Origin of the sequence: Macrococcus carouselicus, assembly GCF_004359515.1 — a bacterium.
Taxonomy (GTDB): domain Bacteria; phylum Bacillota; class Bacilli; order Staphylococcales; family Staphylococcaceae; genus Macrococcus; species Macrococcus carouselicus.
The window spans coordinates 361290-386561 of the sequence record NZ_SCWD01000001.1; the positions used below are offsets into that span (position 1 = coordinate 361290).

Annotated in this window: 22 protein-coding genes; all 22 read left to right on the forward strand. The window is 48.2% G+C overall.

Features of this window, described 5'->3' with window-relative positions:
• Nucleotides 1-8 precede the first annotated feature (8 nt).
• Complete coding sequence (gene ftsL, locus ERX40_RS01850) at nt 9-386, forward strand: cell division protein FtsL (RefSeq protein WP_133416797.1); 378 nt, start codon at nt 9-11, stop codon at nt 384-386.
• Nucleotides 373-2628, forward strand: coding sequence for a penicillin-binding protein (locus tag ERX40_RS01855; RefSeq protein WP_133416798.1), 2256 nt, complete (start codon nt 373-375; stop codon nt 2626-2628). The genes ftsL and ERX40_RS01855 overlap by 14 nt, the downstream gene beginning before the upstream one ends.
• An 8-nt stretch (nt 2629-2636) precedes the next feature.
• Nucleotides 2637-3605 (forward strand): phospho-N-acetylmuramoyl-pentapeptide-transferase, encoded by a 969-nt coding sequence (gene mraY, locus ERX40_RS01860; protein WP_133416799.1) that lies wholly within the window; start codon nt 2637-2639, stop codon nt 3603-3605.
• A gap of 1 nt (nt 3606) precedes the next feature.
• Nucleotides 3607-4959: a UDP-N-acetylmuramoyl-L-alanine--D-glutamate ligase gene (gene murD / locus ERX40_RS01865; protein ID WP_133416800.1), complete on the forward strand. Its 1353-nt coding sequence runs from the start codon at nt 3607-3609 to the stop codon at nt 4957-4959.
• Complete coding sequence (locus ERX40_RS01870; protein ID WP_133416801.1) at nt 4941-5813, forward strand: cell division protein FtsQ/DivIB; 873 nt, start codon at nt 4941-4943, stop codon at nt 5811-5813. Before murD ends, ERX40_RS01870 begins: the two co-directional genes overlap by 19 nt.
• A 109-nt stretch (nt 5814-5922) precedes the next feature.
• Entirely contained in the window at nt 5923-7284 is a 1362-nt protein-coding gene (gene ftsA / locus ERX40_RS01875; RefSeq protein ID WP_133417577.1) for a cell division protein FtsA, read from the forward strand.
• A 29-nt stretch (nt 7285-7313) separates the two neighbouring features.
• The gene (gene ftsZ / locus ERX40_RS01880) at nt 7314-8462 is read left to right on the forward strand and encodes a cell division protein FtsZ (protein ID WP_133416802.1); all 1149 of its coding nucleotides are present in this window, start codon (nt 7314-7316) and stop codon (nt 8460-8462) included.
• Nucleotides 8463-8560: 98 nt separating this feature from the next.
• Nucleotides 8561-9322, forward strand: coding sequence for a peptidoglycan editing factor PgeF (pgeF, locus tag ERX40_RS01885; RefSeq protein ID WP_133416803.1), 762 nt, complete (start codon nt 8561-8563; stop codon nt 9320-9322).
• Nucleotides 9322-9969 carry a YggS family pyridoxal phosphate-dependent enzyme gene (locus ERX40_RS01890; protein WP_133417578.1) on the forward strand — a complete coding sequence of 216 codons (648 nt, stop codon included), beginning with the start codon at nt 9322-9324 and terminating at the stop codon, nt 9967-9969. Before pgeF ends, ERX40_RS01890 begins: the two co-directional genes overlap by 1 nt.
• A gap of 9 nt (nt 9970-9978) precedes the next feature.
• Complete coding sequence (locus ERX40_RS01895) at nt 9979-10470, forward strand: cell division protein SepF (protein ID WP_133416804.1); 492 nt, start codon at nt 9979-9981, stop codon at nt 10468-10470.
• On the forward strand, nt 10467-10754 hold the full coding sequence (locus ERX40_RS01900) for a YggT family protein (RefSeq protein ID WP_133416805.1): 288 nt from the start codon (nt 10467-10469) through the stop codon (nt 10752-10754). Before ERX40_RS01895 ends, ERX40_RS01900 begins: the two co-directional genes overlap by 4 nt.
• 62 nt (nt 10755-10816) lie before the next feature.
• Nucleotides 10817-11587 (forward strand): YlmH family RNA-binding protein, encoded by a 771-nt coding sequence (locus ERX40_RS01905; RefSeq protein ID WP_133416806.1) that lies wholly within the window; start codon nt 10817-10819, stop codon nt 11585-11587.
• A 10-nt stretch (nt 11588-11597) separates the two neighbouring features.
• The gene (locus ERX40_RS01910) at nt 11598-12110 is read left to right on the forward strand and encodes a DivIVA domain-containing protein (protein ID WP_133416807.1); all 513 of its coding nucleotides are present in this window, start codon (nt 11598-11600) and stop codon (nt 12108-12110) included.
• A 217-nt stretch (nt 12111-12327) separates the two neighbouring features.
• Nucleotides 12328-15054 carry an isoleucine--tRNA ligase gene (ileS, locus tag ERX40_RS01915; RefSeq protein WP_133416808.1) on the forward strand — a complete coding sequence of 909 codons (2727 nt, stop codon included), beginning with the start codon at nt 12328-12330 and terminating at the stop codon, nt 15052-15054.
• A 245-nt stretch (nt 15055-15299) separates the two neighbouring features.
• Entirely contained in the window at nt 15300-15791 is a 492-nt protein-coding gene (gene lspA / locus ERX40_RS01920; RefSeq protein WP_133416809.1) for a signal peptidase II, read from the forward strand.
• A complete protein-coding gene (locus ERX40_RS01925) occupies nt 15778-16683 on the forward strand; it encodes an RluA family pseudouridine synthase (RefSeq protein WP_133416810.1) in 906 nt (301 codons plus the stop codon). The genes lspA and ERX40_RS01925 overlap by 14 nt, the downstream gene beginning before the upstream one ends.
• Before the next feature lie 224 nt (nt 16684-16907).
• On the forward strand, nt 16908-17432 hold the full coding sequence (pyrR, locus tag ERX40_RS01930; RefSeq protein WP_133416811.1) for a bifunctional pyr operon transcriptional regulator/uracil phosphoribosyltransferase PyrR: 525 nt from the start codon (nt 16908-16910) through the stop codon (nt 17430-17432).
• 100 nt (nt 17433-17532) lie between these two features.
• Nucleotides 17533-18840, forward strand: a complete 1308-nt coding sequence (locus tag ERX40_RS01935; RefSeq protein ID WP_133416812.1) for a uracil-xanthine permease family protein — start codon at nt 17533-17535, stop codon at nt 18838-18840.
• Between the two features lie 11 nt (nt 18841-18851).
• Nucleotides 18852-19730: an aspartate carbamoyltransferase catalytic subunit gene (locus tag ERX40_RS01940; protein WP_133416813.1), complete on the forward strand. Its 879-nt coding sequence runs from the start codon at nt 18852-18854 to the stop codon at nt 19728-19730.
• A 1-nt stretch (nt 19731) separates the two neighbouring features.
• Entirely contained in the window at nt 19732-21012 is a 1281-nt protein-coding gene (locus ERX40_RS01945; RefSeq protein ID WP_133416814.1) for a dihydroorotase, read from the forward strand.
• On the forward strand, nt 21005-22099 hold the full coding sequence (gene carA / locus ERX40_RS01950; RefSeq protein ID WP_133416815.1) for a glutamine-hydrolyzing carbamoyl-phosphate synthase small subunit: 1095 nt from the start codon (nt 21005-21007) through the stop codon (nt 22097-22099). Before ERX40_RS01945 ends, carA begins: the two co-directional genes overlap by 8 nt.
• Nucleotides 22092-25265 carry a carbamoyl-phosphate synthase large subunit gene (gene carB / locus ERX40_RS01955; protein WP_133416816.1) on the forward strand — a complete coding sequence of 1058 codons (3174 nt, stop codon included), beginning with the start codon at nt 22092-22094 and terminating at the stop codon, nt 25263-25265. The genes carA and carB overlap by 8 nt, the downstream gene beginning before the upstream one ends.
• Nucleotides 25266-25272 lie beyond the last annotated feature (7 nt).

Sequence of the window (25272 nt, forward strand, 5' to 3'; positions counted from 1 at the left end):
GTGACAACATGGCAGCTGAATATGCAAACAGTAATGTCTTTGAACGAACGTATGATACCCCGGTTAAAACTTACACGAAATCACAAACTAAAACCCATGTTGTATCATTAACAAAACTCGAGAAACTGGTCTACCTGATTCTCGTAGCATTAATTGCACTGGTCAGCAGTTATATGCTATCTTTAAAGTATGATGCGTATGATATGAATAGCAAAATTGCAACAACACAGTCTGAAATTATTCACCAGCAAGGTGTCAACGGCGAATTAAAATCTGAAGCAATGAAGCAATCATCTTACGAACGTATCTATAGTAAAGCACAGGGTTACGGCCTCAGCTTGAAAAATGATAACGTAAAGGTCGTGCAAAAAGATGGCAGCAATTAAAATTAAGAAAAATAAAATAGGAGCAGTCCTTCTGGTTTTGTTATTCGGACTGCTCTTTTTTCTATTGATTTTTAGATATTCCTATGTCATGCTGACGGGAACTTCCTCCGGCCAGGATCTCGTGCTGAAGGCCAGCGAGAAATATGCAAGAAATATCATCAATCAGCCGAAGCGAGGCAATATCTATGACCGCAACGGCCAGATACTGGCTCAGGACGTCAACTCCTATAAACTGGTTGCAGTGCTTGATAAGAATATGAAGAATACGGACCAGTCGCCGGCCCATGTCATCGATGCTAAAAAGACGGCGAAGGCACTCGCTGACATCATTGATATGCCGGAAAAAGAGATACTTGCGACACTCAGAACGAAAAAGGTCTTTCAGGTGGAATTCGGTAAGGCAGGACGGGACCTGACCTATGACCAGAAGAAGAAAATTGAAGCGTTGAAGCTGCCTGGTCTGACTTTCTTCACAGAGAAGAAAAGGTTTTATCCGAACGGTAATTTTGCATCCCACACCATCGGGTTCGCCCAGAAAAATCCGGATACGGGATTAATTGAAGGCATGCTTGGGACAGAGAAGGTGTTCAACACCTATCTATCCGGAAAAGCCGGCAAAACGTCATATAAACAGGATATATGGCAGTATGTGCTCCCGAATTCCGGGAACGTCATCCCGGCGGTCGATGGTGATGATGTACACCTGACACTCGACAAGAATATTCAGATATTCGTTGAGGATGCGATGGACACGATGGTCAAACGCTACAAGCCGAAGGATGTTTTCGCGGTAGTTGCAAGCGCCAGGACAGGTGAAATACTCGGCTTCAGTCAGCGGCCGACATTCAATCCGGAGACGCGTGAAGGATTCGGTGAGAAGTGGCAGAATGACCTGTTCCAGAACACGTACGAACCCGGTTCGACATTCAAGACTTATAGTCTGGCAGCGGCTATTCAGGAAGGTAAATTCAAACGTGATACAAAATATATGTCCGGCTCAAGAGATGTGGAAGGTCACGAAATATCTGACTGGAACAACACGGGCTGGGGTAAAATCACAATGAATAAAGGCTTCCAGCTGTCATCCAATACACTGATGATGAAACTGCAGGATGAGGTCGGCACGGATAAGATGAAGGACTATTATGAACGTTTCGGCTTTGGTCAAAAAACGGATGTCCTGTTTGACGGTGAACCCAGCGGCCAGATTTCCTGGGGAGACCCGCTGAGCCAGAAAGTATCCGCTTTCGGTCAGTCAACGACCGTGACACCTGTGCAGATGGTGCAGGCGGAGACCGCCATCTTAAACGGCGGCAAGATGCTTAAGCCTTACTATGTGCAGTCAGTGACGTCGCCGGACCAATCAGTCATCATTAAGGGTGGGAAGAAGATAGTTGGTGAACCGATCACTGCGGATACCGCGAAGAAAACGATGCGGGAACTGAAAGATGTCGTCTATGGTTCAGAGCTGCACGCGTTCAATTATCAGATTGATGATTATCAGATTGCAGGTAAGACCGGGACCGCGCAGGTTGCAGACACGGAAAACGGGGGTTACGTCGAGGGACCGAATCCTTACTTTGTCAGCTTTATGGGTTATGCACCGGCTGATAAACCGGAAGTCATCATCTATATGGGGATGTCCCTCGCACAGAAGAATGATGCAGAAGCCTATAATATCGGTGTCTCTAAAGGCTACAAGCCGCTGATGGAGAATACACTTAAATACCTCGATGTGACGAACACGAAGAAAAAGAAGCAGCCGGTCACTGCTGACATGCCGGATGTCCTGAACCAGAATAAGGATAAAGCTGTGTCGATGCTTGAAGCGAAGCAGCTTGAACCCGTGGTGCTCGGTTCCGGAAACAAAGTGACCGCCGCGCAGCCGGAGACGTCACAGCTGCTGACAGGCAGCAAAGTACTGCTGATGACCGGTGGGGATATCCTGATGCCGGACCTGACAGGCTGGTCGAAGCGTGAGCTGAATGAGCTGATGGATTTGACAGGCATCGCAGTGAAGTTCGATGGCAGCGGCTATGTCATCAAACAGTCCATCAAGGCAGGTACTCAGGTTGCACCGGGAGATAAAGTAGTGGTCAGTATGGACTCGCTTGATCCGCTGAAAACATCACCTGCCTACGATCAGATTATTGATGCTGAACGCAAGGATCAGGAGAATGCTCTCAAAAAAGAAGTAGAAAAAACTCAAAAAGAAAAGGAGAAAGCGGCGAAGAGCCGCTGACACTAAACATGCAGACTATTATTTTCGCACTCTGTGCCTTCATCCTCACCGCCATTCTTGTACCGCTTTTTATTCCGCTCCTCAAGCGTCTGAAATTCGGTCAGTCGATCCGCGAGGAAGGCCCTAAGAGTCATATGAAGAAAAGCGGTACACCGACGATGGGCGGACTGACTTTTCTGCTCAGTACTTTACTGCTCAGTCTGATCGCCCTCTTCTTCGTCGAAGACCGGGGACCGATTATACTGCTGATTCTGGTGACGGTCGGCTTCGGGCTCATTGGTTTTATCGATGACTATATCATCGTGGTCAAAAAGAACAATCAGGGCCTGACATCAAAACAGAAGTTTCTCTTCCAGATTCTGATCGCCGTGCTGTTCTATTCGGTCAGCCGCTTTCTCGGTCTGCTTGATATCAGCACGACCATCAATATTCCGTTCACAGATGCAGGCTTACCGCTCGGCATTCTCTATATCATCTTCATCGTCTTCTGGCAGGTCGGTTTCTCAAATGCGGTCAATCTGACGGACGGTGTGGATGGACTTGCAACCGGACTGTCCATCATTGCGTTCGGCTGTTACGCTTATCTCGCAGCTGTTCAGAATCAGCATGGCATCATGCTCTTTACGCTGATCCTGATCGGCAGCCTGGCAGGATTCCTGCTCTACAACAAGAATAAGGCGAAACTCTTCATGGGAGATACCGGTTCACTGGCACTTGGTGGTATCATCGCGACCGTCTCCATCATGCTGAATCAGGAGCTCACACTGCTCTTCATCGGTCTGATGTTTGTCGCTGAGACACTGTCCGTCATGCTGCAGGTCGCATCGTTCAAGCTGACAGGCAGACGGATATTCCGCATGAGTCCGCTGCATCACCATTTTGAGCTGGGCGGCTGGAGTGAATGGAAGATTGTACTCGTATTCTGGGCGGTCGGACTGCTGAGCGGACTGATCGGCATTTATTTAGGAGTGAACTGATATGAAGGAAATAACAGATTATAGAGAGAAACAGGTGCTTGTTCTTGGACTCGCAAAAAGTGGTTTTGAAGTGGCAAAACTGCTGCTGACACTCGGTGCGAAAGTGATCGTCAATGACGGCAGTCCGCTTGAGGGTAACCCGGATGCTGAGGCACTGGCGGCACAGGGCGTGCAAGTGGTCAGTGGCAGTCATCCGCCTGAACTGCTGGACGGGACGGACCTGATCGTCAAAAACCCGGGGATCCCTTACCGCATCGATATTCTGCAGGCAGCACAGAAGCGGGCGATTCCCATCATCACTGAAGTGGAACTTGCCTATCAGATCAACGAAGGCAGAACAATCGCGATCACCGGGACGAATGGTAAGACAACCGTGACTTCGCTGATCGGTGATATGTTCAAGCACAGTGCTAAGAAGGGCTATATGAGCGGAAATATCGGTTACGTGGCATCAAAAGTGGCACAGACCGTTGACGCAGCAGACTATATGATCACAGAGCTGTCATCGTTCCAGCTGATGGGTATCCAGGAATATCATCCGCATATAGCGGTCATCACCAATATATATTCCGCGCATCTTGATTATCACGGTACACAGGATGAATATGTGAAAGCGAAGATGAATATATTCAGCAATCAGACAGCAGAAGACTATCTCGTCTATAACCTTGACCAGCGTTCGTTACTTGCTGACTATGAAGTCAGCAGCCGGCTGATCTTCTTCTCGACTACTGACAAGACAGATGGCAGTTATATTCTGGACGACAAAGTCTTTTTCCGGGATGAATTCATCATCGATACGGCAGATATCGTTCTGCCGGGTAAGCATAACATGGAGAATGTGCTTGCGAGTGTGGCGGTGGGCAAACTGGCCGGTCTGGATAACGACGCCATCAGAAAGACGCTGACCACTTTCAGCGGCATCAGCCATCGTCTGGAGTTCGTGACAGAGGACAGGGGCATTAAGTACTATAATGATTCCAAGGCAACGAACACGCTGGCAGCCTCGTTCGCTCTTGACGCCTTCCAGCAGCCGACGCACTGGATATGCGGCGGTCTCGACAGAGGCAATGGATTTGAAGACCTGGACGCCCATATCAGTGCTGTCACACGGATGTATGTTGTCGGTGAGACCGCAGAAAAACTGACGGCCTTTGCAGCTGAGCATGGCATTCCTTGCACCCTCTGTCTGGATGTCAAGGATGCAGTGAATCAGACGGCAGCCTATACGAAGTCAGGGGATGTCGTACTGCTCAGTCCGGCATGTGCAAGCTGGGATCAGTATCAGACATTTGAAGTCCGCGGCGATGCGTTCATTCAGCAGGTCGGTGTGCTATGTCGGCAGAACGTCTAAAACAGGGAGGTCGCCAGCAACGAAAACGCAAGCACCGGCTTCAGCTCGGTATCTTCTTAGCTGTCACGCTGGTGGTGACGTTAGTGCTGCTCTACATGTTCACGAGCATCAGTTACGTCAAAGAGGTGTCCATCCGAGGGAACGCGATAGTCACTGATAAAAAGGTTGAAGAAATCCTGAACTTAGGACAGAACAGCAGAATCTATACGCTTCCTATCTCGGAGATGGAACAGAACCTGAAGATGCAGGATGGTGTGAAGCATGTCACCATCAAGCCGCACTTCCCCAACCGTCTTTCAGTCGATATCGATGAATATAAGGTCCGGGCCATTGTAGCTGACGGCAGCGATTACCGGCCGGTGCTGGAGAATGGTCAGATTCTTAAAAATCAGCAGGCTGAGAAGTCAGGCCCCATACTGAATGACTTTGAGGGCAGTGACTTAGTCCGCATGATTGATGTACTGAATAAGACGGACGTGGCGGTCCGGAGTGATATTTCTGAAATCAACTTTATGCCGAACCGGGAAGCGTCAAGCCGCGTGCAGATTTTTATGAACGATGGTCTTGAAGTGATCGGTGACCTCAGAACGCTCGGCGATAAACTGGATTACTATCCAGGTATGGCGAAAGATGTGCCGCGTGATCAGAACGGTAATCTGATCAAACCGGGCATCATCGATCTGGAAGTCGGGGCTGTGTTCATTCCGTATGAATCGAAAAAAGCTGAGGAGAAGCGTCTGGAGATCGAAAGTGAACTGGCGGCGAAAAAAGAAAGAGACAAGAAGAAGCATGACAAGGAAATGAAAGAGCTTCAGAAGAAAGTAGAGCAATCAAAAACGAAAAAAGACGATTAACAGGCGTTATACAATATATTGCAATGAAAACTGTTTTTTTGTTCACAATGCCGGTGTTATCATGTAAACTTAGAATAGTGTAAAAATTAGAAAAAGGGGTGCCTAGTTGATGGAAGAACATTACTATGTGGCCATAGATATTGGCTCAGCGAGTGTGAAGGTGGTTGTCGGCGAGAAGTTCCATAACGGAATTAACGTCATAGGCACAGGACAGACTTTTACAGATGGGATCAAACGTGGTGTCATTGATGACTTTGATGTAGCTAAACAGGCGATCACTGAAGCGGTCAAAAAAGCTCAGATTGCCGCAGGGATAGATATTAAAGAAGTATTCGTCAAAATGCCTGTCATTCATACAGAAATTCTGGATGTTGATAATGCGATTCAGTTCAAGGGTGAATCGACTGAAATCACAGGTCAGCATATCGAAGACGTACTGGATTCAATCCGCGGGAAAAATTCAACAGACAATCTTGAGATTATCGGCGTCTATCCAAAGCTCTTTATCGTGGATGATATCCACGAAGTGAGTGACCCTAAAGAGATGGTGGCGACGCAGAGCCTTGCAGTGGAAGCAGGCGTTATCACCATCAACCGGTCACTGCTCGTCAATACACTTAAATGTGTGGAGGCCTGCGGTGTTGAAGTGCTGGATGTCTTCTCTGACGCTTATAACTATACGCACATTCTGACACCGACTGAAGTCGAACTCGGTGCATGCATCATCGACATCGGTGACCAGCTGACACAGGTCGCTTTCTATGAACGCGGTGCACTGTTTGATGCTGACAGCATTCCCGTGGCGGGCGCACATATCACAAGTGATGTGGCACAGGCGCTGAACACTACCTATGACAAAGCAGAGCGTATCAAGGAGCAGTATGGCCATGCGTTCTACGATAACGCGAGTGAGCAGGATATCTTCCACGTCGCTCAGAACGACAGCGAGGAAGAAACGTCATTCAATCAGAAGGAACTGAGCGACTTTATCGAATCACGCGTTGAGGAGATCTACCAGGAAGTATTTGAACTGCTGCAGGAGATGGGCATTGACAAAGTGAACGGTGGTTTCGTCATTACAGGCGGCACAGCCAATATGCTCGGTATCAAGGATCTGCTGCAGGATATGGTCAATGAAAAAGTCCGTGTTCATATTCCGACACAGATGGGTATCAGAAAGCCTGAGTTCTCATCGGCCATCGCAACAGTTTCAAGTGGTATTAACTTTGATGAACTTCTTGATTATGTTACAATTAATAATCATGAAACACATGTGGAAGAACAGTACACAGTTTCTGAAGAAAAACCGAAACAACATAAGTTTGACGGCTTCTTTAAACGTAAAAATCAAGTAGATGTCGAACAAGGTGAGACAGTGATTGTTGAATCTGACGACAGCGATGGGCAAGACAAGCAGAAAGAAGAACAACCAGGTATGATGAAAAAGATCATGAAATCATTATTTGAATGATGGCCATTACAGTATAGGAGGAAAATTGAATGTTGGAATTTGAACAAGGATTTAATCATCTGGCTACATTAAAAGTCATCGGTGTCGGCGGGGGCGGTAACAACGCTGTCAACCGTATGATTGAACATGGCATGAACAATGTCGAATTTATTGCAATCAATACTGATGGCCAGGCACTGAACTTATCAAAAGCATCTTCAAAGATCCAGATCGGTGAGAAACTGACTCGTGGACTGGGTGCAGGGGCAAACCCTGAAATCGGTAAAAAAGCAGCTGAAGAATCACGTGAACAGATTGAGGATGCGATTCAAGGTGCAGACATGGTATTTGTGACTGCAGGTATGGGCGGTGGTACTGGTACAGGTGCTGCACCAGTAGTCGCTAAGATTGCTAAAGAAATGGGCGCATTGACAGTCGGTGTTGTCACTCGTCCGTTCTCATTTGAAGGTCGCAAACGTCAGACACAGGCAGCTGCCGGTGTTGAAGCGATGAAAGCAGCAGTGGATACACTGATCGTCATTCCGAATGACCGCTTACTCGATATCGTCGATAAATCTACACCGATGATGGAAGCGTTCAAAGAAGCGGATAATGTGCTGCGTCAAGGGGTACAGGGTATCTCTGACCTGATCGCAGTATCCGGTGAAGTCAACCTTGACTTCGCTGACGTGAAGACCATCATGTCGAATCAAGGTTCTGCACTGATGGGTATCGGTGTCGCGTCAGGCGAAAACCGTGCGATGGAAGCGGCTAAAAAAGCGATTTCATCCCCATTACTCGAGACTTCAATTGTCGGCGCTCAAGGCGTGCTGATGAATATCACAGGCGGCGAGTCATTGTCATTATTTGAAGCACAGGAAGCGGCGAACATCGTGCAGGATGCCGCTGATGAAGATGTCAATATGATCTTCGGTACGGTCATCAACCCTGAACTGCAGGATGAGATTGTGGTCACGGTTATCGCGACAGGTTTCAACGATAAACCGGTCACACGTCCTGCACAGAGTCCTGTACGAGAAACGAAACGTGAGGAAAGCTACAGCGCACCTCAATCATCATACACACAGAGCACGCCGTCACCTCAGCCCTCTCAGCCGCAGACAGAATCACGTGACTCTGACCTGGATGTTCCAAGTTTCCTGCGTGACCGCACACGTTCACGCCGTTCAAGAAGATAAGTGAAATAAGCGAATCACCGGTAATGCACTATCAGTTCCTTATTTTGGTCCTATATTCACTCAGGTGATAGTAGGACCTTTTTTGTTAGGAGAGAGGCATGTATATAGAATTAAAAGAAATCAAGAACAAAGTCATCGGTATCACAACGAGACAAGGCGGAGTGAGTTCTTATCCACAGGATTCAATGAATATGGCCCTCTATATCGATGACAAAGCGGATAACGTGCACGAGAATCAGCGGCGACTGGCGGAAGCGATCGGTTTTGAGCGGCAGAAATGGGTATTTCCTATCCAGACGCACGAAAATCATATCGCAGAGGTCGGACATTCCGACCGTGCTACAAATATCGAAGAGCTGACGGATGCGCTGCATGGAATCGACGGACTTTATACGTATGACCGTGATATTCTGCTGACGATGTGTTTCGCAGACTGTGTGCCGGTCTATCTGTATTCTGAGACAGATGACTTCATCGCGCTCGGCCATGCCGGCTGGCGCGGCACGAAAGGTAGAATTGTTGAAGAACTGATCAAAGTCTATCCATATCCGGAGAACCTGCGCTGTGTCATCGGCCCCTCCATCTGTCAGGACTGCTACGAAGTGAATGCCGATATCAGGTCACAGTTCAGTGACCTCGGTCTCGATGAAACGCCCTACTTTAAGCTGAAGGATAACGGCCATTATCAGATTGATCTGCAGGGCCTGAATAAAGCGCTGGCGATAAATGCCGGCGTGCCGGACAGTCGGATAGAGATCAGCGGCATCTGTACAGCAGCTGACGGGCGCTTCTTCTCTTACCGGGCAGAACAGGGTTGTACCGGCCGTATGCTCGCATTTATAGGAACGAGGGATCAATGATGAAAGTAGAGAATAATCTGAGCACCTTATTAGCTGAAATTGATGAAGTGACAACGACTCGTCCAGCTATTATTGCCGTGACGAAATATGTTACAATAGACCGAGCACGGGAAGCTTTTGACGCTGGCCTGATGCATTTCGGCGAGAACAGAATCGAAGGTTTTCTGGAGAAGAAGGCTGCACTGCCGGAGGCGACATTCCATTTCATCGGTTCACTGCAGACCAGAAAAGTCAAAGAGGTCATCAACGAAGTGGATTATCTGCATTCGCTTGACCGTCAGTCACTGGCCGATGAAATACAGAAACGTGCCGATAGAACCGTCAGATGCTTTGTCCAGGTCAATATAGCAGACGAGGAATCGAAGCATGGTCTCAAGGCAGATGAAGTGCTTGACTTTATCAGCGGCATCAAAGATTACGATAAAATTGAAGTTGTCGGCCTCATGACCATGGCCCCGAATATTCAGGATCAGTCGCGTTTACGCCGATATTTTGCTGAGCTGAGAAATCTGCGGCAGCAGGTTCAGGCTATGCTGCAGGACAATGCGCCATGCACAGAACTTTCAATGGGGATGAGTAATGATTACTTGTCGGCTGTACAGGAAGGTTCAACATTTATTAGAATTGGGACTAAATTAGTCGGATAGGAGGCTGTCATGGCGATTAAAGATGTATTCAAAGGATTCTTCGTAGTTGAAGATGAAGAAAACGACAATGTTATTTACAGCAGTGAAGATACGCGTGAAACTAGAATACGCGAACAGGAGACACATCAACCGAAACCCGCACCACAGCCGGTCAGACAGGTGAAGACAACAGAGAAACGAGTCGTCAAACCGAATGTGGTCAATATGAAACCGGAGACATCAGCCATCAACTCGAAAGTCTGTCTCTTTGAACCTCGTGTCTTCTCAGACACGCAGGATATTGCAGATGAACTGAAGAACAGAAGGGCGACACTCGTCAATCTGCAGCGCATCGACAAGATCTCAGCGAAGCGTATCATCGATTTTCTGAGCGGGACGGTCTATGCCATCGGTGGCGATATTCAGCGGATCGGTCAGGATATTTTCCTGTGTACACCTGACAATGTGGAGGTAGCAGGCAGCATCACTGAGATGCTCGATGCACCGGAGGAGGAAGAATGACTATAGCGTACTGGGTTATGAATATTTTAATGTGGCTGATTGATATCTATTCTTATGCCATCATCATCTATATCTTTATGTCCTGGCTGCCAGGTCTCAGAGAGTCAGCGGTCGGACAATTTATCGGCCGCATTGTGGAACCTTATCTGGAGATGTTCAGGAAGATCATTCCGCCGCTCGGGATGTTTGATTTTTCGCCGATTGTGGCCATATTCGCCTTGAATATGTTCAAACTCGGACTTTATCAGATTTTCATCCAGTTCATTGTACCGATGTTTCATTAACTATTTTTAGAAGATAATCTCATGTAAGTGAGATTATTTTTTTATCTGAAAGGAATATGATCATGACTATCATGCAGCATTTCAGGCAGGAGGAGCAGCCGGTCATCAAGAGCGCTATGCAGTTCTGTGACCGGGTGGAAAAGACATATGCACCGGTACTGACACCCTTTCTCGACCCTCGCGAACAGTTCATCTATACTGTTGTCGCAGGACAGCAGGGTGTGAAGGTCAGTTTCTTCGGGGGTGACAAGACGAGTGAGCGGCGACGCGCAATCCTGGCCCCGGATTACTTCGAACCGACTGAAGCAGATTATGAGACCCGGCTGGTGGAGGTCCATTATCCGGACAAGTTTGTGACACTGTCTCATCGTAACTTGCTCGGTTCCATCATGCAGACGGGCATCAAGCGTGAGCAGCTGGGTGATATCCGTATCGGCGCGCGCATTCAGTTCGCTGTGACTGAACAGATGGCCCATTACCTGGAACGGGAGCTGACCCGCATCAAGGGTGCAGCCGTAAAGCTTGAAATAAAATCATTTGATGATATGATACAGACAACAGAACATTATCAGACCATCCAGACGACCATCGCCAGTCTGCGTCTGGATGCTGTCATTCAGGCGTTGACGAAGAAATCGCGTGCAGTCGCACAGAAGATGATCGATGCCGAGCATATCAAGGTCAATCATACGGTGATCACAAAGACCAGTTTTACGGTTGAGGAAAGTGACCTGCTGTCCATCAAAGGATACGGACGGGCGAAGATCGCAATGATTGGTGATAGAACGAAAAAAGATAAAATAAGAGTGACGTTCGAAACGTTGTTCAATTAGAGGTGAAACGATGGAATACATGCCAAGGGATATAGAGAACAAGCAGTTTAATATCGTCCATAAAGGACTGAATGAGAATGAGGTCCGTGACTACTTAAGAGAACTCAGCGATGAGCTTGAGAAACTCCGCAGTGAAAAAGCGATGCTGCAGCGTATTATTGATGACAAAGATGAGAACATCAACCGTTTCCGCGCAGTCGAGAACACCATCGGCGAAGCACTGGTCGTTGCGCAGCGCGCAGGAGATGAGATCAAGGCTTCAGCCGGTATGCAGGCTGATGTCATCATCCAGGACGCGAGAAACTATGCAGACCAGATCGTCAATGATGCGATGCAGAAATCACGTGAGATCACTTATCAGACTGAAGATATGAAGCGGCAGTCCAAAATATTCCGCGCGCGCTTCCAGATGCTGGTACAGGCACAGCTGGATTTACTTCAGAATGAGGACTGGGATTATCTTCTGAACTATGATCTGGAAACGAAACCTATTGAACAAACACCTCCGGATAAGGTAGAATAGAAATCATACTGATAAAGACGGTATACCGCAGACTATATCAAAGCGAGCTGAAGCAGGTGGGAGTTCAGCATATAGTGCGCTATACGGATCACTTTATCCTGAAAATTAATAGACGAATGAGTGAACTCCAGGAGTTAAGCAGGGTGGTACCGCGGAATTTTTTCCGTCCCTGCATAAGACCTGGCGTTTTTTTATTATAAAAAATGGAGATGATCAAATGGACTATAAAGAGACATTACTGATGCCGAAGACTGATTTTCCGATGCGCGGCGGCTTACCGAACAAGGAACCACAGATTCAGGAGAAGTGGAATGAACAGGGCTTATATCAAAAGATGTTAGCGAAAAATGAAGGGAAGCCAAGCTATATTCTGCATGACGGCCCGCCGTACGCGAACGGTCAGATTCATATGGGGCACGCAATGAATAAAATCATCAAGGACTTCATCATTCGCTTCAAGGCGATGACAGGCTTCTATACGCCTTTCGTCCCTGGCTGGGATACGCACGGTCTGCCGATCGAGCAGGCGCTGACAAAAAAAGGGGTCAATCGTAAAGAGATGTCAGTCGCTGAATTCCGTGAGCTGTGCAAAAAGTTCGCATTAGAACAGGTTGAACTGCAGAAGAATGACTTCAGACGTCTAGGTGTCAATGCGGACTGGGACAGACCTTATATCACGCTGCAGGAGAAATTTGAGGCAGAGCAGATCCGTCTCTTCGGTGAAATGGCGAAGAAAGGTTATATCTATAAAGGGAAGAAACCGGTCTACTGGTCACCGTCAAGTGAATCTTCACTTGCAGAGGCAGAGATTGAGTACCAGGATAAAGTCTCTCCTTCCATCTATGTGGCGTTCAGCACGAAGGATGGCAAAGGAAAAGTGGATAGCGGCGTGAAGTTTGTCATCTGGACGACAACACCTTGGACCATACCGGCGAACGTGGCGATCGCACTGAATCCGGAACTGAACTATGTACAGGTTAAAGTGGAGAATGAATCATATATCGTCGCACAGGCCCTGCTTGATTCAGTATGTGAAGCAATCGGCTGGGATAAAGAAGCAGTGACAATCGAAAAAGAATGGAACGGCACGGCGCTTGAACATATTACAGTCCAGCATCCGTTCATCGACCGTGAGTCACTCGTTATTCTAGGTGATCACGTCACGACTGATGCAGGTACAGGCTGTGTCCATACTGCACCGGGACACGGGGAAGACGACTACTCTGCTGCACAGAAGTACGAGCTGCCTGTTATCTCACCGGTTGACGATAAAGGCGTCTTCACTGAAGAAGCGGGTGAATTCGCAGGCGTCTACTATGATAAAGCGAATAAGCTGATCACGGAGAAACTGACGGAAGTCGGCGCGCTCCTCAAACTAGAGTTCTTCACGCACTCCTATCCACATGACTGGCGTACAAAAAAACCGGTCATCTTCCGTGCAACCCCTCAGTGGTTTGCATCGATCAACAAGTTCCGAAAGGATATACTGGATGCGATCGATGAGACGGAGTTCAAAGTCGAATGGGGTAAAACACGTATCTACAACATGATCCGTGACCGCGGCGACTGGGTGATCTCCCGTCAGCGTGCGTGGGGTGTACCACTGCCTGTCTTCTATGCGGAGAACGGTGACATCATTATGGAAGAGGCGACGATTGAACATGTCGCAAGTCTTATTGAGGAACACGGTTCGAACGTCTGGTATGAACGGGAAGCGAAAGACTTATTACCGGCAGGCTATACACACGAAGGCAGCCCGAACGGTGAGTTCACGAAGGAGATGGATATCATGGACGTCTGGTTTGACTCAGGTTCGTCACATCGGGGCGTACTTGAAGCCCGTCCTGAATTATCCTTCCCGGCTGACCTGTATTTTGAGGGTTCTGACCAGTATCGTGGCTGGTTCAACTCATCCATCACGACAGCAGTTGCGACACGCGGAGAGTCTCCGTATAAGAAATTACTGTCACATGGTTTTGTCATGGATGGTCAGGGACGCAAGATGAGTAAATCACTCGGTAACACAGTCGTGCCTGACAAAGTCGTGAAGCAGATGGGTGCAGATATCATCCGTCTCTGGGTGATGTCCGTTGATTATCTGGCAGATGTACGGATCTCTGATGATATCCTCAAACAGGTATCAGAAGTGTACCGTAAGATCCGGAACACATTCCGGTTCCTGCTCGGCAACGTGAATGACTTCGAACCGAAGCATGCCGTTGTGTACGAGGACTTAACGGAAGTCGACCGCTATATGCTGAACCGTCTGTATGACTTCGTGAATAAAGCGCATGCCCATTACGAGAATAATGATTATCTCTTCATGTACCAGGAACTACAGAACTTCATCAACGTTGAACTGAGTAACTTCTATCTGGATTACGGTAAAGATATTCTGTACATCGAAGATCAGGACGCTCATATCAGACGCAGCATGCAGACAGTCCTGTACGAAATTCTTGTATCACTGACGAAGCTGCTCGCTCCGATCATCCCGCATACAGCGGAAGAAATCTGGAGTCATACACCACATGTGACTGAAGAAAGCGTGCATCTGACTGATATGCCTGCAGAACACGATGTGGATAATGACTTAGTTGCGAAGTGGGACCGTTTCCTGACAATACGTGACGATGTACTGAAAGCACTCGAAGAAGCACGTAAAGAGAAAACGATCGGTAAATCACTTGAAGCGAAAGTGACGATATATGTGGACAATGCTGAAGATAAAGCAGTTCTGGCGTCGATGAATAATTTAAATCAGTTATTTATCACGTCACAGGCTGAAGTTACTGACGAGAAAGTCGGCACAGCATATGCAGCAGCCAGTGTGCGGGTGGAAAAAGCAGACGGCGAGAAATGTGTACGCTGCTGGAACTACTCGACAGAGCTGAATGATGATCATCTCTGCCCACGCTGTGCAGCCGTTGTCACAGAGGAATAAATCATGAATTGAAGCAATACCTCATGTCCCGGGGTATTGCTTTTATTATTGTAATCAGATGGAAGAGGAACGGTTATGTTCAAATTTTGAGGAGAAATGAACGTTAGCGATACGACGATTAACCGGGGAAAGTTGGGCAAGAACATGATTTCTTATATATAATAACTTTGTTATGTAAACTTAATAAAATAAGACGTTATCTTCATTCTATGGTAGAATAGTTGAGATTGGATTGGAGTGAAGATATGAATAGCAAATATAACCTTCATATAATGGGTCCGCTTGCGATTTTTCTGATTTTAGCCGATCAGCTGACAAAGTGGATCATTGTTAAGTCGATGAATATCGGTGATTCTGTGCCGGTTATCGGTGATATTCTGGAGATTACCTCACATCGTAATCACGGGGCAGCCTGGGGCATGCTGCAGAATCAGATGGTCTTTTTCTATATCATCACGCTCGTCGTACTCGCTGCACTGATTTATTTCTATCGTAATGAGGCGCCGTTCAAACCGGTGATGCAGCTCGGGCTGACGCTTGTGTCTGCAGGTGCGATCGGTAATTTTATCGACCGTCTGTTCAGAGGGAATGTCGTTGATTTCATCGATACCAGGATTATTAACTATGATTTTCCGATTTTCAATGTGGCTGATGCCTGTCTGACAGTCGGAGTGTTCATTTTGATTTATGAAATACTAGTGAATGAAAGTAAGGAGAAAAAGAATGCAGACATTTAATTATGAGATACAGGAAGAGGAAGTCGGTCAGCGTATTGATAAATATCTGACGGACTCAAACAGTGACTGGTCACGTAACCAGATTCAGGACTGGATCAAGAATGGTCTTGTGGTCGTCAACAATAAAGCGGTAAAAGCGAACTATAAGCTGCGCATGGATGATGAGATCGTCGTGACAGAGAAACCGGTTGAAGAGGTGGATCTGGTTGCTGAAGATCTGGGCATTGAGATTTATTATGAGGACAAAGACGTCGCGATCGTCTATAAACCGAAAGGCATGGTCGTCCATCCCGCGCCGGGTCATCCGAACGGCACGCTTGTGAATGGCCTGATGTATGCGATCAAGGATTTGTCAGGTATCAACGGCGAAATTCGACCAGGTATCGTCCATCGTATTGATAAAGATACATCAGGCTTACTGATGGTCGCTAAGAATGATATCGCACACCGCGGATTGGTGGATCAGCTGGTCAATAAAACAGTGACACGTAAATATACGGCGCTTGTCCATGGTATCATTCCGCATGAATTCGGTACGATTGATGCACCGATCGGCCGTAATCCGAAAGACCGTCAGGAGATGTCGGTTCAGGACGATGGTAAAGTGGCTGTGACCCATTTCAATGTCCTGGAGACATTCGATAAATATTCGCTTGTGGAGTGTCAGCTTGAAACCGGCCGTACGCACCAGATCCGTGTGCATATGAAGCATATCGGCTACCCGCTTGTCGGTGACCCGAAGTATGGTCCGAAGAAAACACTTGATATCGGTGGCCAGGCGCTGCATGCCGGTGTCATCGGTTTTGAGCACCCTGTGACAGGTGAATACATCGAGCGTACAGCAGAACTACCTGAGTATTTCGAGGAACTGGTCCGTAAACTCAGAAAGTAATAAAAGCCAGTGGGACAGTCGTTAAATGACCGTCCCTTTTTTACTGATACGAATCACCAATGATCAGCAGACAGGGTAAAACTTGCATTTGACATCAAATTTCATTGTGGTAAGATGAGATTAACTTAATCACGTTGCTTTTAAGTGAGTCCAGAGAGGCTCATAAGGCGTTGAGCAGGATAACCTCACGTCTATTTGACGTGAGGTTTTTTAGGAGGGTTCAGATGAAACAGCGTATTATTCTTGATGACAAAGCAATTGACCGGACTTTGACTCGTATTTCTCATGAGATTCTCGAGAACAACAAAGGTACTGCGGATTTAGTGTTACTCGGTATTCGTACACGCGGCATCTATTTAGCGCAGCGTATTCAGGCGAAGATCGAAAAGATTGAAGGCGTCACTGTGCCGACAGGTATTCTTGATGTCACTGAATATCGTGATGATGTCACCGACCGTGTCAGCTCTGATGTGCAGGCGTTCAAGATTGATGCGGACTTGAATGGCAAGCATGTCGTGATAGTGGACGATGTGCTGTACACCGGCCGCACCGTGCGCGCGTCTTTAGATGCCATTCTGGATCATGTGCGCCCGAACCGTATCAGTTTAGCGACACTGGTTGACCGGGGTCACCGTGAGCTGCCTATCCGGGCCGACTTCATCGGCAAAAACATTCCGACTGCTTTAAGTGAAGAAATCATCGTCATGCTTGATGAAGTGGACGAGAAAACACAGGTCTATATTAAATAACTCTTTTAAATCGGTACGAGAGACCGGCAAAGGGTAGCTAAGTGAAAACTTAAGCCTCTTTGCGTACGCAAAGAGGCTTTTTTTAAAAGGAGAAAACAATATGCAGATGAATGAAGAGATTTACGAACGAACGGTCGAGCCGATATACGATGTTCACGAAAAACCGAAATCAAGCGAGTGGCTGCTGCTTAGCTCACAGCACCTGTTCGCCATGTTCGGTGCGACAGTGCTGGTTCCGTATCTGACAGGGCTGCCGGTGTCTGCTGCACTGATTGCATCAGGACTTGGCACCCTGCTCTATATCCTGATCACGAAAGGTCAGATACCCGCTTACCTTGGGTCAAGTTTCGCCTTTATCACACCGATTATCGTCGGACTGAAGACACATGATCTGGGTGAGATGCTGGTCGCGCTCTTTATGTCAGGTCTGATGTATGTCATCATCGGCTTCCTGATCAAGCTGTCCGGTACAGACTGGCTGCTGAAGCTGCTGCCGCCGGTTGTCGTCGGGCCGGTCATCATGGTGATTGGTCTTGGACTGGCACCCGTTGCTGTCAATATGGCGATGTACACAGATAGTGGAGCCGCGACCGGTTATAGCGGCAAGTATCTCGTGATTGCGGGCGTCACACTCCTGACTGTGATCGCCTTCAATATATTTGCGAAAGGCTTCTTCTCCATCATCCCGATTCTGATGGGGATTATCGCAGGCTATATCACTGCCATGCTGCTCGGTGTCGTTGATTTCACCGGCATCCAGAAGGCACGCTGGTTTCAGACGCCTGACATCTATATGCCCTACCGGGATTACACGCCGACCTTCGACTGGGTGCTCATCTTAGTGCTGCTGCCCATCGTCTTTGTAACCGTCAGTGAACATATCGGACACCAGGTCGTCATCAATAAGATCGTCGGGCGCAACTTCTTCCGTAATCCTGGTCTGCACCGCAGTCTGATCGGTGACGGCGTCTCCACAATGGTCGCATCTCTGATCGGTGGACCGCCGAGTACGACTTACGGTGAGAACATCGGTGTTCTGGCCATTACCAGAATCTACAGTATCTGGGTCATCGGCGGTGCAGCCGTGCTGGCACTTATCCTTGGCTTTGTCGGCAAATTCACGGCGCTTGTTTCAAGTATTCCGACCCCTGTTATGGGAGGCGTTTCCATCTTACTCTTCGGCATTATCGCCGCAAGCGGTCTGCGTATGCTGGTCGAGTCACGTGTTGATTTCGGTGACAAACGTAACCTGATCATCGCATCGGTCATCCTTGTGCTCGGCATCGGGAAAGCACATATTGATTTCACAGTACAGAATATTCATCTGAACATTGAAGGGATGGCACTTGCAGCACTGGCTGGTATTTTACTCAACCTCATCTTACCTGAAGCAAAAGTACACGAATAGGAGCGGATATAATGGACAACTTATTATCGATTGCAACGCTGACGCAGGACGACATCATGTCAATCATCAAGAAAGCACAGGCCTTCAAGAACGGCAGAACAGAACAGTTCAATGGTTATGCGGCGAACTTGTTCTTTGAGAACTCGACACGGACAAAATGTTCATTCGAGATGGCAGAACGCAGGCTCGGTCTTGACGTCATCCCATTTGAGACTTCAGCTTCATCAGTGACGAAGGGTGAGTCACTGTACGATACAGCGAAGACGCTTGAGAGCATCGGTGTCGATGTCCTTGTCATCCGCCACCCGGAGAACGAGTACTACAAGGAACTTGTCAACCTCGGTATACCGGTCGTGAACGGCGGGGATGGCAGCGGACAGCATCCGAGTCAGTGTCTGCTTGACCTGATGACGATCTACGAGGAGTTCGGTACATTTGAGAATCTTGACATTCTGATCTGCGGCGATATTCTGAATTCCAGAGTCGCGCGCAGCAACCACGAGGCGCTGACACGGCTCGGTGCGAATGTACGCTTTGCAGCCCCTGACTACTGGCAGGACAAGACGATTGATGCGGAATATGTGGCAATTGATGAGGTCATCGAAGACATCGATGTCTGCATGCTGCTCCGTGTGCAGCACGAGCGTCACAATGGGGGCAAGACATTTGAGGAAGCCCATTATCACCATGAATACGGACTGACAGGGGAGCGTTACAACAGACTGAAGGACTGCGCCATCATTATGCACCCTGCACCTGTGAACAGGGGTGTCGAGATTGAGTCTCAGCTCGTTGAATCAAGCAAGTCCCGTATTTTCAGGCAGATGGAGAACGGTGTCTATACACGCATGAGTATCTTGAGTCATATTCTAACTGAGGGAGAGAGATAAGATGAGCACATTATTACGCGGCGGTAAGGTTTTAGTGGAGGGTGAATTAGTAGCGCGCGATATACGCGTGGAAGACGGCAGGATCACAGAGATAGGTGAATGCTTGAATGTCTATAACAGTGATATCATCGACTTGAACGGTCAGTTTGTGTCAGCTGGTTTCATCGATGTCCATGTACATTTACGTGAACCAGGTGGTGAGCATAAAGAGACAATCGAGACAGGAACGAAAGCAGCGGCGCGTGGCGGTTTCACGACAGTCTGCCCGATGCCGAATACGCGACCTGTCCCTGATACAGTTGATAATATTGAAAAGCTGAACAAGACCATTGAAGAGCATGCAGTCGTCCGTGTGCTCCCTTATGCTTCCATCACAGAACGACAGCTCGGCGAGAACTTAGTGGATTTCAAGGCATTGAAAGAACACGGCGCCTTCGCATTCACAGATGACGGCGTCGGTGTACAGACTGCATCCGTGATGTACGAGGCGATGCAGCAGGCAGCGAAACTTGATAGGGCCATCGTCGCACACTGTGAGGATAACTCACTGATCTACGGCGGGGCCATGCACGAAGGTCAAGTATCAAAAGCGCTCGGCATTCCGGGTATCCCTTCAATCTGTGAAGCCGTTCAGATCGCCCGTGATGTGCTGTTAGCTGAAGCTGCTGACTGTCATTACCATGTCTGTCACGTCTCAAGTATTCCGAGTATCAGAGCGATCCGCGATGCGAAGGCTGCAGGTATTAAAGTGACAGCTGAAGTGACGCCGCATCATTTATTGCTGAATGAAAATGTCATCACAGAAGACGATGCGATCCTGAAGATGAATCCACCCCTCCGTTCAAAGGAAGACCAGCAGGCTCTGATCGAAGCGCTCTTAGACGGCACGATCGATTTTATCGCGACGGACCACGCGCCGCACGCGGCTGAAGAGAAAGATCAGCCGATGACGAAAGCGCCGTTCGGTATCGTCGGCAGTGAGACGACATTCCCGCTGCTCTATACGAACTTCGTGAAAAAGGGTGACTGGACACTCAGTCAGCTGGTTGAATACTTGACGACGAAACCGGCAGACGTCTTCAATTTACCGTACGGTCGTCTTGAAATAGGAGGACCCGCTGATATTACCGTGATCAATCTTGACGAAGAATACGAGATCAAAGCAGAGGATTTCTTATCAAAAAGCTCAAATACACCATTTATCGGCGAGAAAGTATATGGGAATGTCACATTGACATTAGCTGAAGGAAAAATTGCATACCAGGAGGATCAACATGCGTAAACAAAGATTTCTAGTACTGGAAGATGGCACGATTTTCAAAGGCTACCGTTTCGGTAGCGAGAAAGAAACACAAGGTGAGATTGTCTTCAATACAGCAATGACAGGCTACCAGGAGACTTTATCTGACCCGTCGTATACAGGACAGATCATCACGTTCACCTATCCGCTGATCGGTAACTACGGTATCAACCGCGATGACTACGAGACACTTAATCCGTCACTGAAAGGAATGGTCGTCCGCGAAGCATGCGAACTGCCGAGCAACTTCCGTAACATGGCGACACTCGATGAGACACTGAAAAATTATGATGTCCCGGGTATTGACGGGATTGATACACGTAAACTGACACGCATCATCCGTCAGCACGGCGTTCTGAAAGCGGCCTTTGTCAATGAGGAGAAAGACATCGATCAGGCGATTGCTGACCTGAAGACGGCTGAATTTCGCACTGATGAAGTGGAACAGGTCTCAACGAAAACGGCCTACGTCTCAACAGGCAATGACTTACGTGTCGTACTGATCGACTTCGGTAAAAAAGAGAATATCGTGCGTGAGCTGAACGCTCGAGGCTGTGATGTCACGGTGATGCCATGGAATACGGCTGCTGAGGAAATCCTGCGTCTTCGTCCTGACGGTGTCATGCTGTCGAACGGTCCTGGGAATCCTGAAGTCGTACAGGACGGCATCGAGATGATCAGGGGTATTCTCGGTAAGATACCGTTCTTCGGCATCTGTCTGGGTCATCAGCTCTTTGCTCTTGCCTGCGGCGCCACCACATTCAAGATGAAATTCGGTCACCGCGGTGCGAATCATCCGGTTAAAAATCTGGCGACCGGCAAGATTGAGATCACTTCACAGAATCATGGTTACTCAGTAGACCCCGAGACAGTTAAAGAAACAGACCTGGTGATCACTCACGTGGCGCTGAATGACGGCACAGTAGAAGGACTGCGTCATAAAGAACTGGCGGCATTCTCCGTGCAGTATCACCCGGAAGCGAGTCCTGGTCCGCACGATCCGAACTATTTATTCGATGATTTTATTCAGATGATGAAGGAAAATAAAGGGAGTGTCATGAATGGCTAAACGTAATGATATTAAGACTATACTGGTAATTGGTTCAGGCCCGATTATTATTGGGCAGGCAGCTGAATTCGACTACGCGGGGACTCAGGCCTGTCTTGCCCTGCGCGAAGAGGGCTACCGCGTTATCCTTGTCAATTCAAATCCAGCGACCATTATGACGGATACAGAAATCGCTGATAAAGTCTATATCGAGCCACTGACGCTTGATTTTGTTGCACGTATCATCCGTAAGGAACAGCCGGATGCCCTGCTGCCGACACTTGGCGGCCAGACAGGTCTGAACATGGCTGTACAGCTGCACGAAGCAGGTATTCTGGAAGAAAATGACGTGACTTTGCTCGGGACGAAATTATCGTCAATCGAACAGGCGGAGGACCGCGATCTCTTCCGTAACTTAATGAATGAACTCGGCGAACCTGTTCCTGAAAGTGATATCGTCAATGATGTGCAGGGCGCGCTGAACTTTGCGAATGACATCGGTTATCCGGTCATCGTCCGCCCGGCCTTCACAATGGGCGGAACAGGCGGCGGTATCTGTCATGACGAACAGGAACTGATCGAGATCGTCACAAATGGTCTCAAATATTCTCCGGTGACGCAGTGTCTGATCGAGAAATCAATCGCCGGTTATAAAGAAATCGAATATGAAGTGATGCGTGACTCAAACGATAATGCAATTGTGGTCTGTAATATGGAGAACATCGACCCTGTCGGTATCCATACGGGTGATTCCATCGTCGTCGCACCGTCACAGACGTTATCTGACCGCGAATATCATATGCTCCGTGATGTTTCCCTGAGAATCATCCGTGCCCTTAAGATTGAAGGGGGCTGTAACGTTCAGCTAGCACTTGACCCGGACTCCTATAACTACTACATCATCGAAGTCAATCCGCGTGTATCCCGCTCATCAGCGCTCGCTTCTAAAGCGACAGGCTACCCGATCGCGAAACTGGCTGCGAAGATTGCGGTCGGCATGACGCTTGACGAGATGCTGAATCCGGTCACGGGAACAAGCTATGCTGCCTTTGAGCCTGCTCTTGACTATGTCGTATCCAAAATCCCTCGTTTTCCATTCGATAAGTTCGAGAAGGGTGAACGTGTACTCGGCACACAGATGAAAGCGACAGGCGAAGTCATGGCAATCGGCCGTACTTACGAAGAATCTCTCCTGAAAGCTATCCGTTCACTTGAATACGGGGTCCACCACCTGGGATTGCCGAACGGCGAAGCGTTCGAACTTGATTTCATCGAAAGACGTATTTTAGCGCAGGATGATGAACGTCTCTTCTTCATCGGTGAAGCACTGCGCCGCGGTGTGACACCTGAACGCATTCATGAACTGACGAAGATTGATATGTTCTTCCTGAACAAGATGCAGCACATCATCGATATCGAACATGACTTAAAGGCCCATCCTGGTGATATCGATCACCTGATCTGGGCGAAGAAGTATGGTTTCAGTGACCGCGTCATTGCTCATCGCTGGAATATGACGGAACGTGAAGTGTATGACCTCCGTCAGGCACACAACATCATCCCGGTTTATAAGATGGTCGATACGTGTGCATCTGAATTTGAGTCTTCAACACCTTATTTCTATGGTACTTATGAAACTGAGAATGAGTCTATCGTCTCTGACAAGAAGAAAGTCGTGGTTCTCGGCTCCGGTCCGATCCGTATCGGTCAGGGGGTGGAATTTGACTATGCAACGGTTCACGCTGTATGGGCCATCCGCGAGGCAGGGTACGAGGCGATCATCATCAACAATAACCCTGAGACAGTTTCAACAGACTTCTCCATCTCAGACAAACTGTACTTCGAGCCGTTGACTGAAGAAGACGTGATGAACATCATCAATCTGGAACAGCCTGAAGGGGTTGTCGTGCAGTTCGGCGGCCAGACGGCAATCAACTTAGCTGAGAAGCTCGTAAAATATGGCGTCAAAGTACTCGGAACATCGCTTGAGAATCTGGATAAAGCAGAAGACCGCAAGGAATTCGAAGCGCTGATGCAGGAGATCGGTATTCCGCAGCCGCTTGGTAAGACAGCAACTTCAGTTGAAGAAGCAGTAGCGAATGCAGATTATATCGGCTATCCTGTACTTGTTCGTCCGTCATACGTTCTCGGTGGACGTGCGATGGAAATCGTCTATGACGAAAAAGAACTCACCAACTATATGACGCAGGCCGTTAAAGCGAGTCCTGAGCACCCGGTACTGATTGACCGCTACTTAACAGGTAAAGAGATTGAAGTCGATGCTATCTGTGACGGTGAGACTGTGGTCATTCCAGGTATCATGGAACACATTGAGCGCGCAGGGGTCCACTCAGGTGACTCAATCGCCGTCTATCCGCCGCAAAGTCTGTCAGCTGAACATATCCAGACACTTGCTGACTATACAGAACGTCTGGCTCGCGGACTTGAGATTGTCGGTCTCCTGAACATCCAGTTTGTCATTGCGGATAATAAGGTCTACGTACTTGAAGTGAACCCGCGTTCAAGCCGTACAGTGCCGTTCTTAAGCAAGATCACTGAAGTCCCTATGGCGAACCTTGCGATGAAGGCTGTACTCGGTGAGAAGCTGACGGATAAAGGCTATTCTGATGGTCTTGTACCGTTCAAAGAAGGCGTCTTTGTCAAAGCACCCGTCTTCAGCTTCAGCAAACTGAAAAATGTCGATATCACGCTCGGACCTGAGATGAAATCAACTGGCGAGGTCATGGGTAAAGACGTGACGCTTGAAAAAGCGTTATACAAAGGACTTGTGGCAAGCGGTCTGCAGGTGAAGGACCACGGGACAGCACTGGTGACAGTCGCCGACAAAGATAAGGCAGAAGCGACAGCACTTGTGAAACGTCTTCATAACGTCGGCTACCGCATCATGGCAACTAAAGGAACCGCTCAGGCACTGAAAGATGAAGGAATCCCAGTCGTTGAAGTCAGCAAAATCGGCGATGAACTGAACCTGCTGGATGTCATCAAGGACGGCCGCGTTCAGCTGGTCATCAATACAATGACCAAAGGTAAGCAGTTCGAACGTGACGGCTTCCAGATCAGACGTGAATCAGTGGACAACGGTGTCCCTTGTCTGACTTCTCTCGATACAGCGCGTGCACTAATCGATGTCATCGAGAGCATGACATTCAATATGAATCAGATGTAGGAGGCTA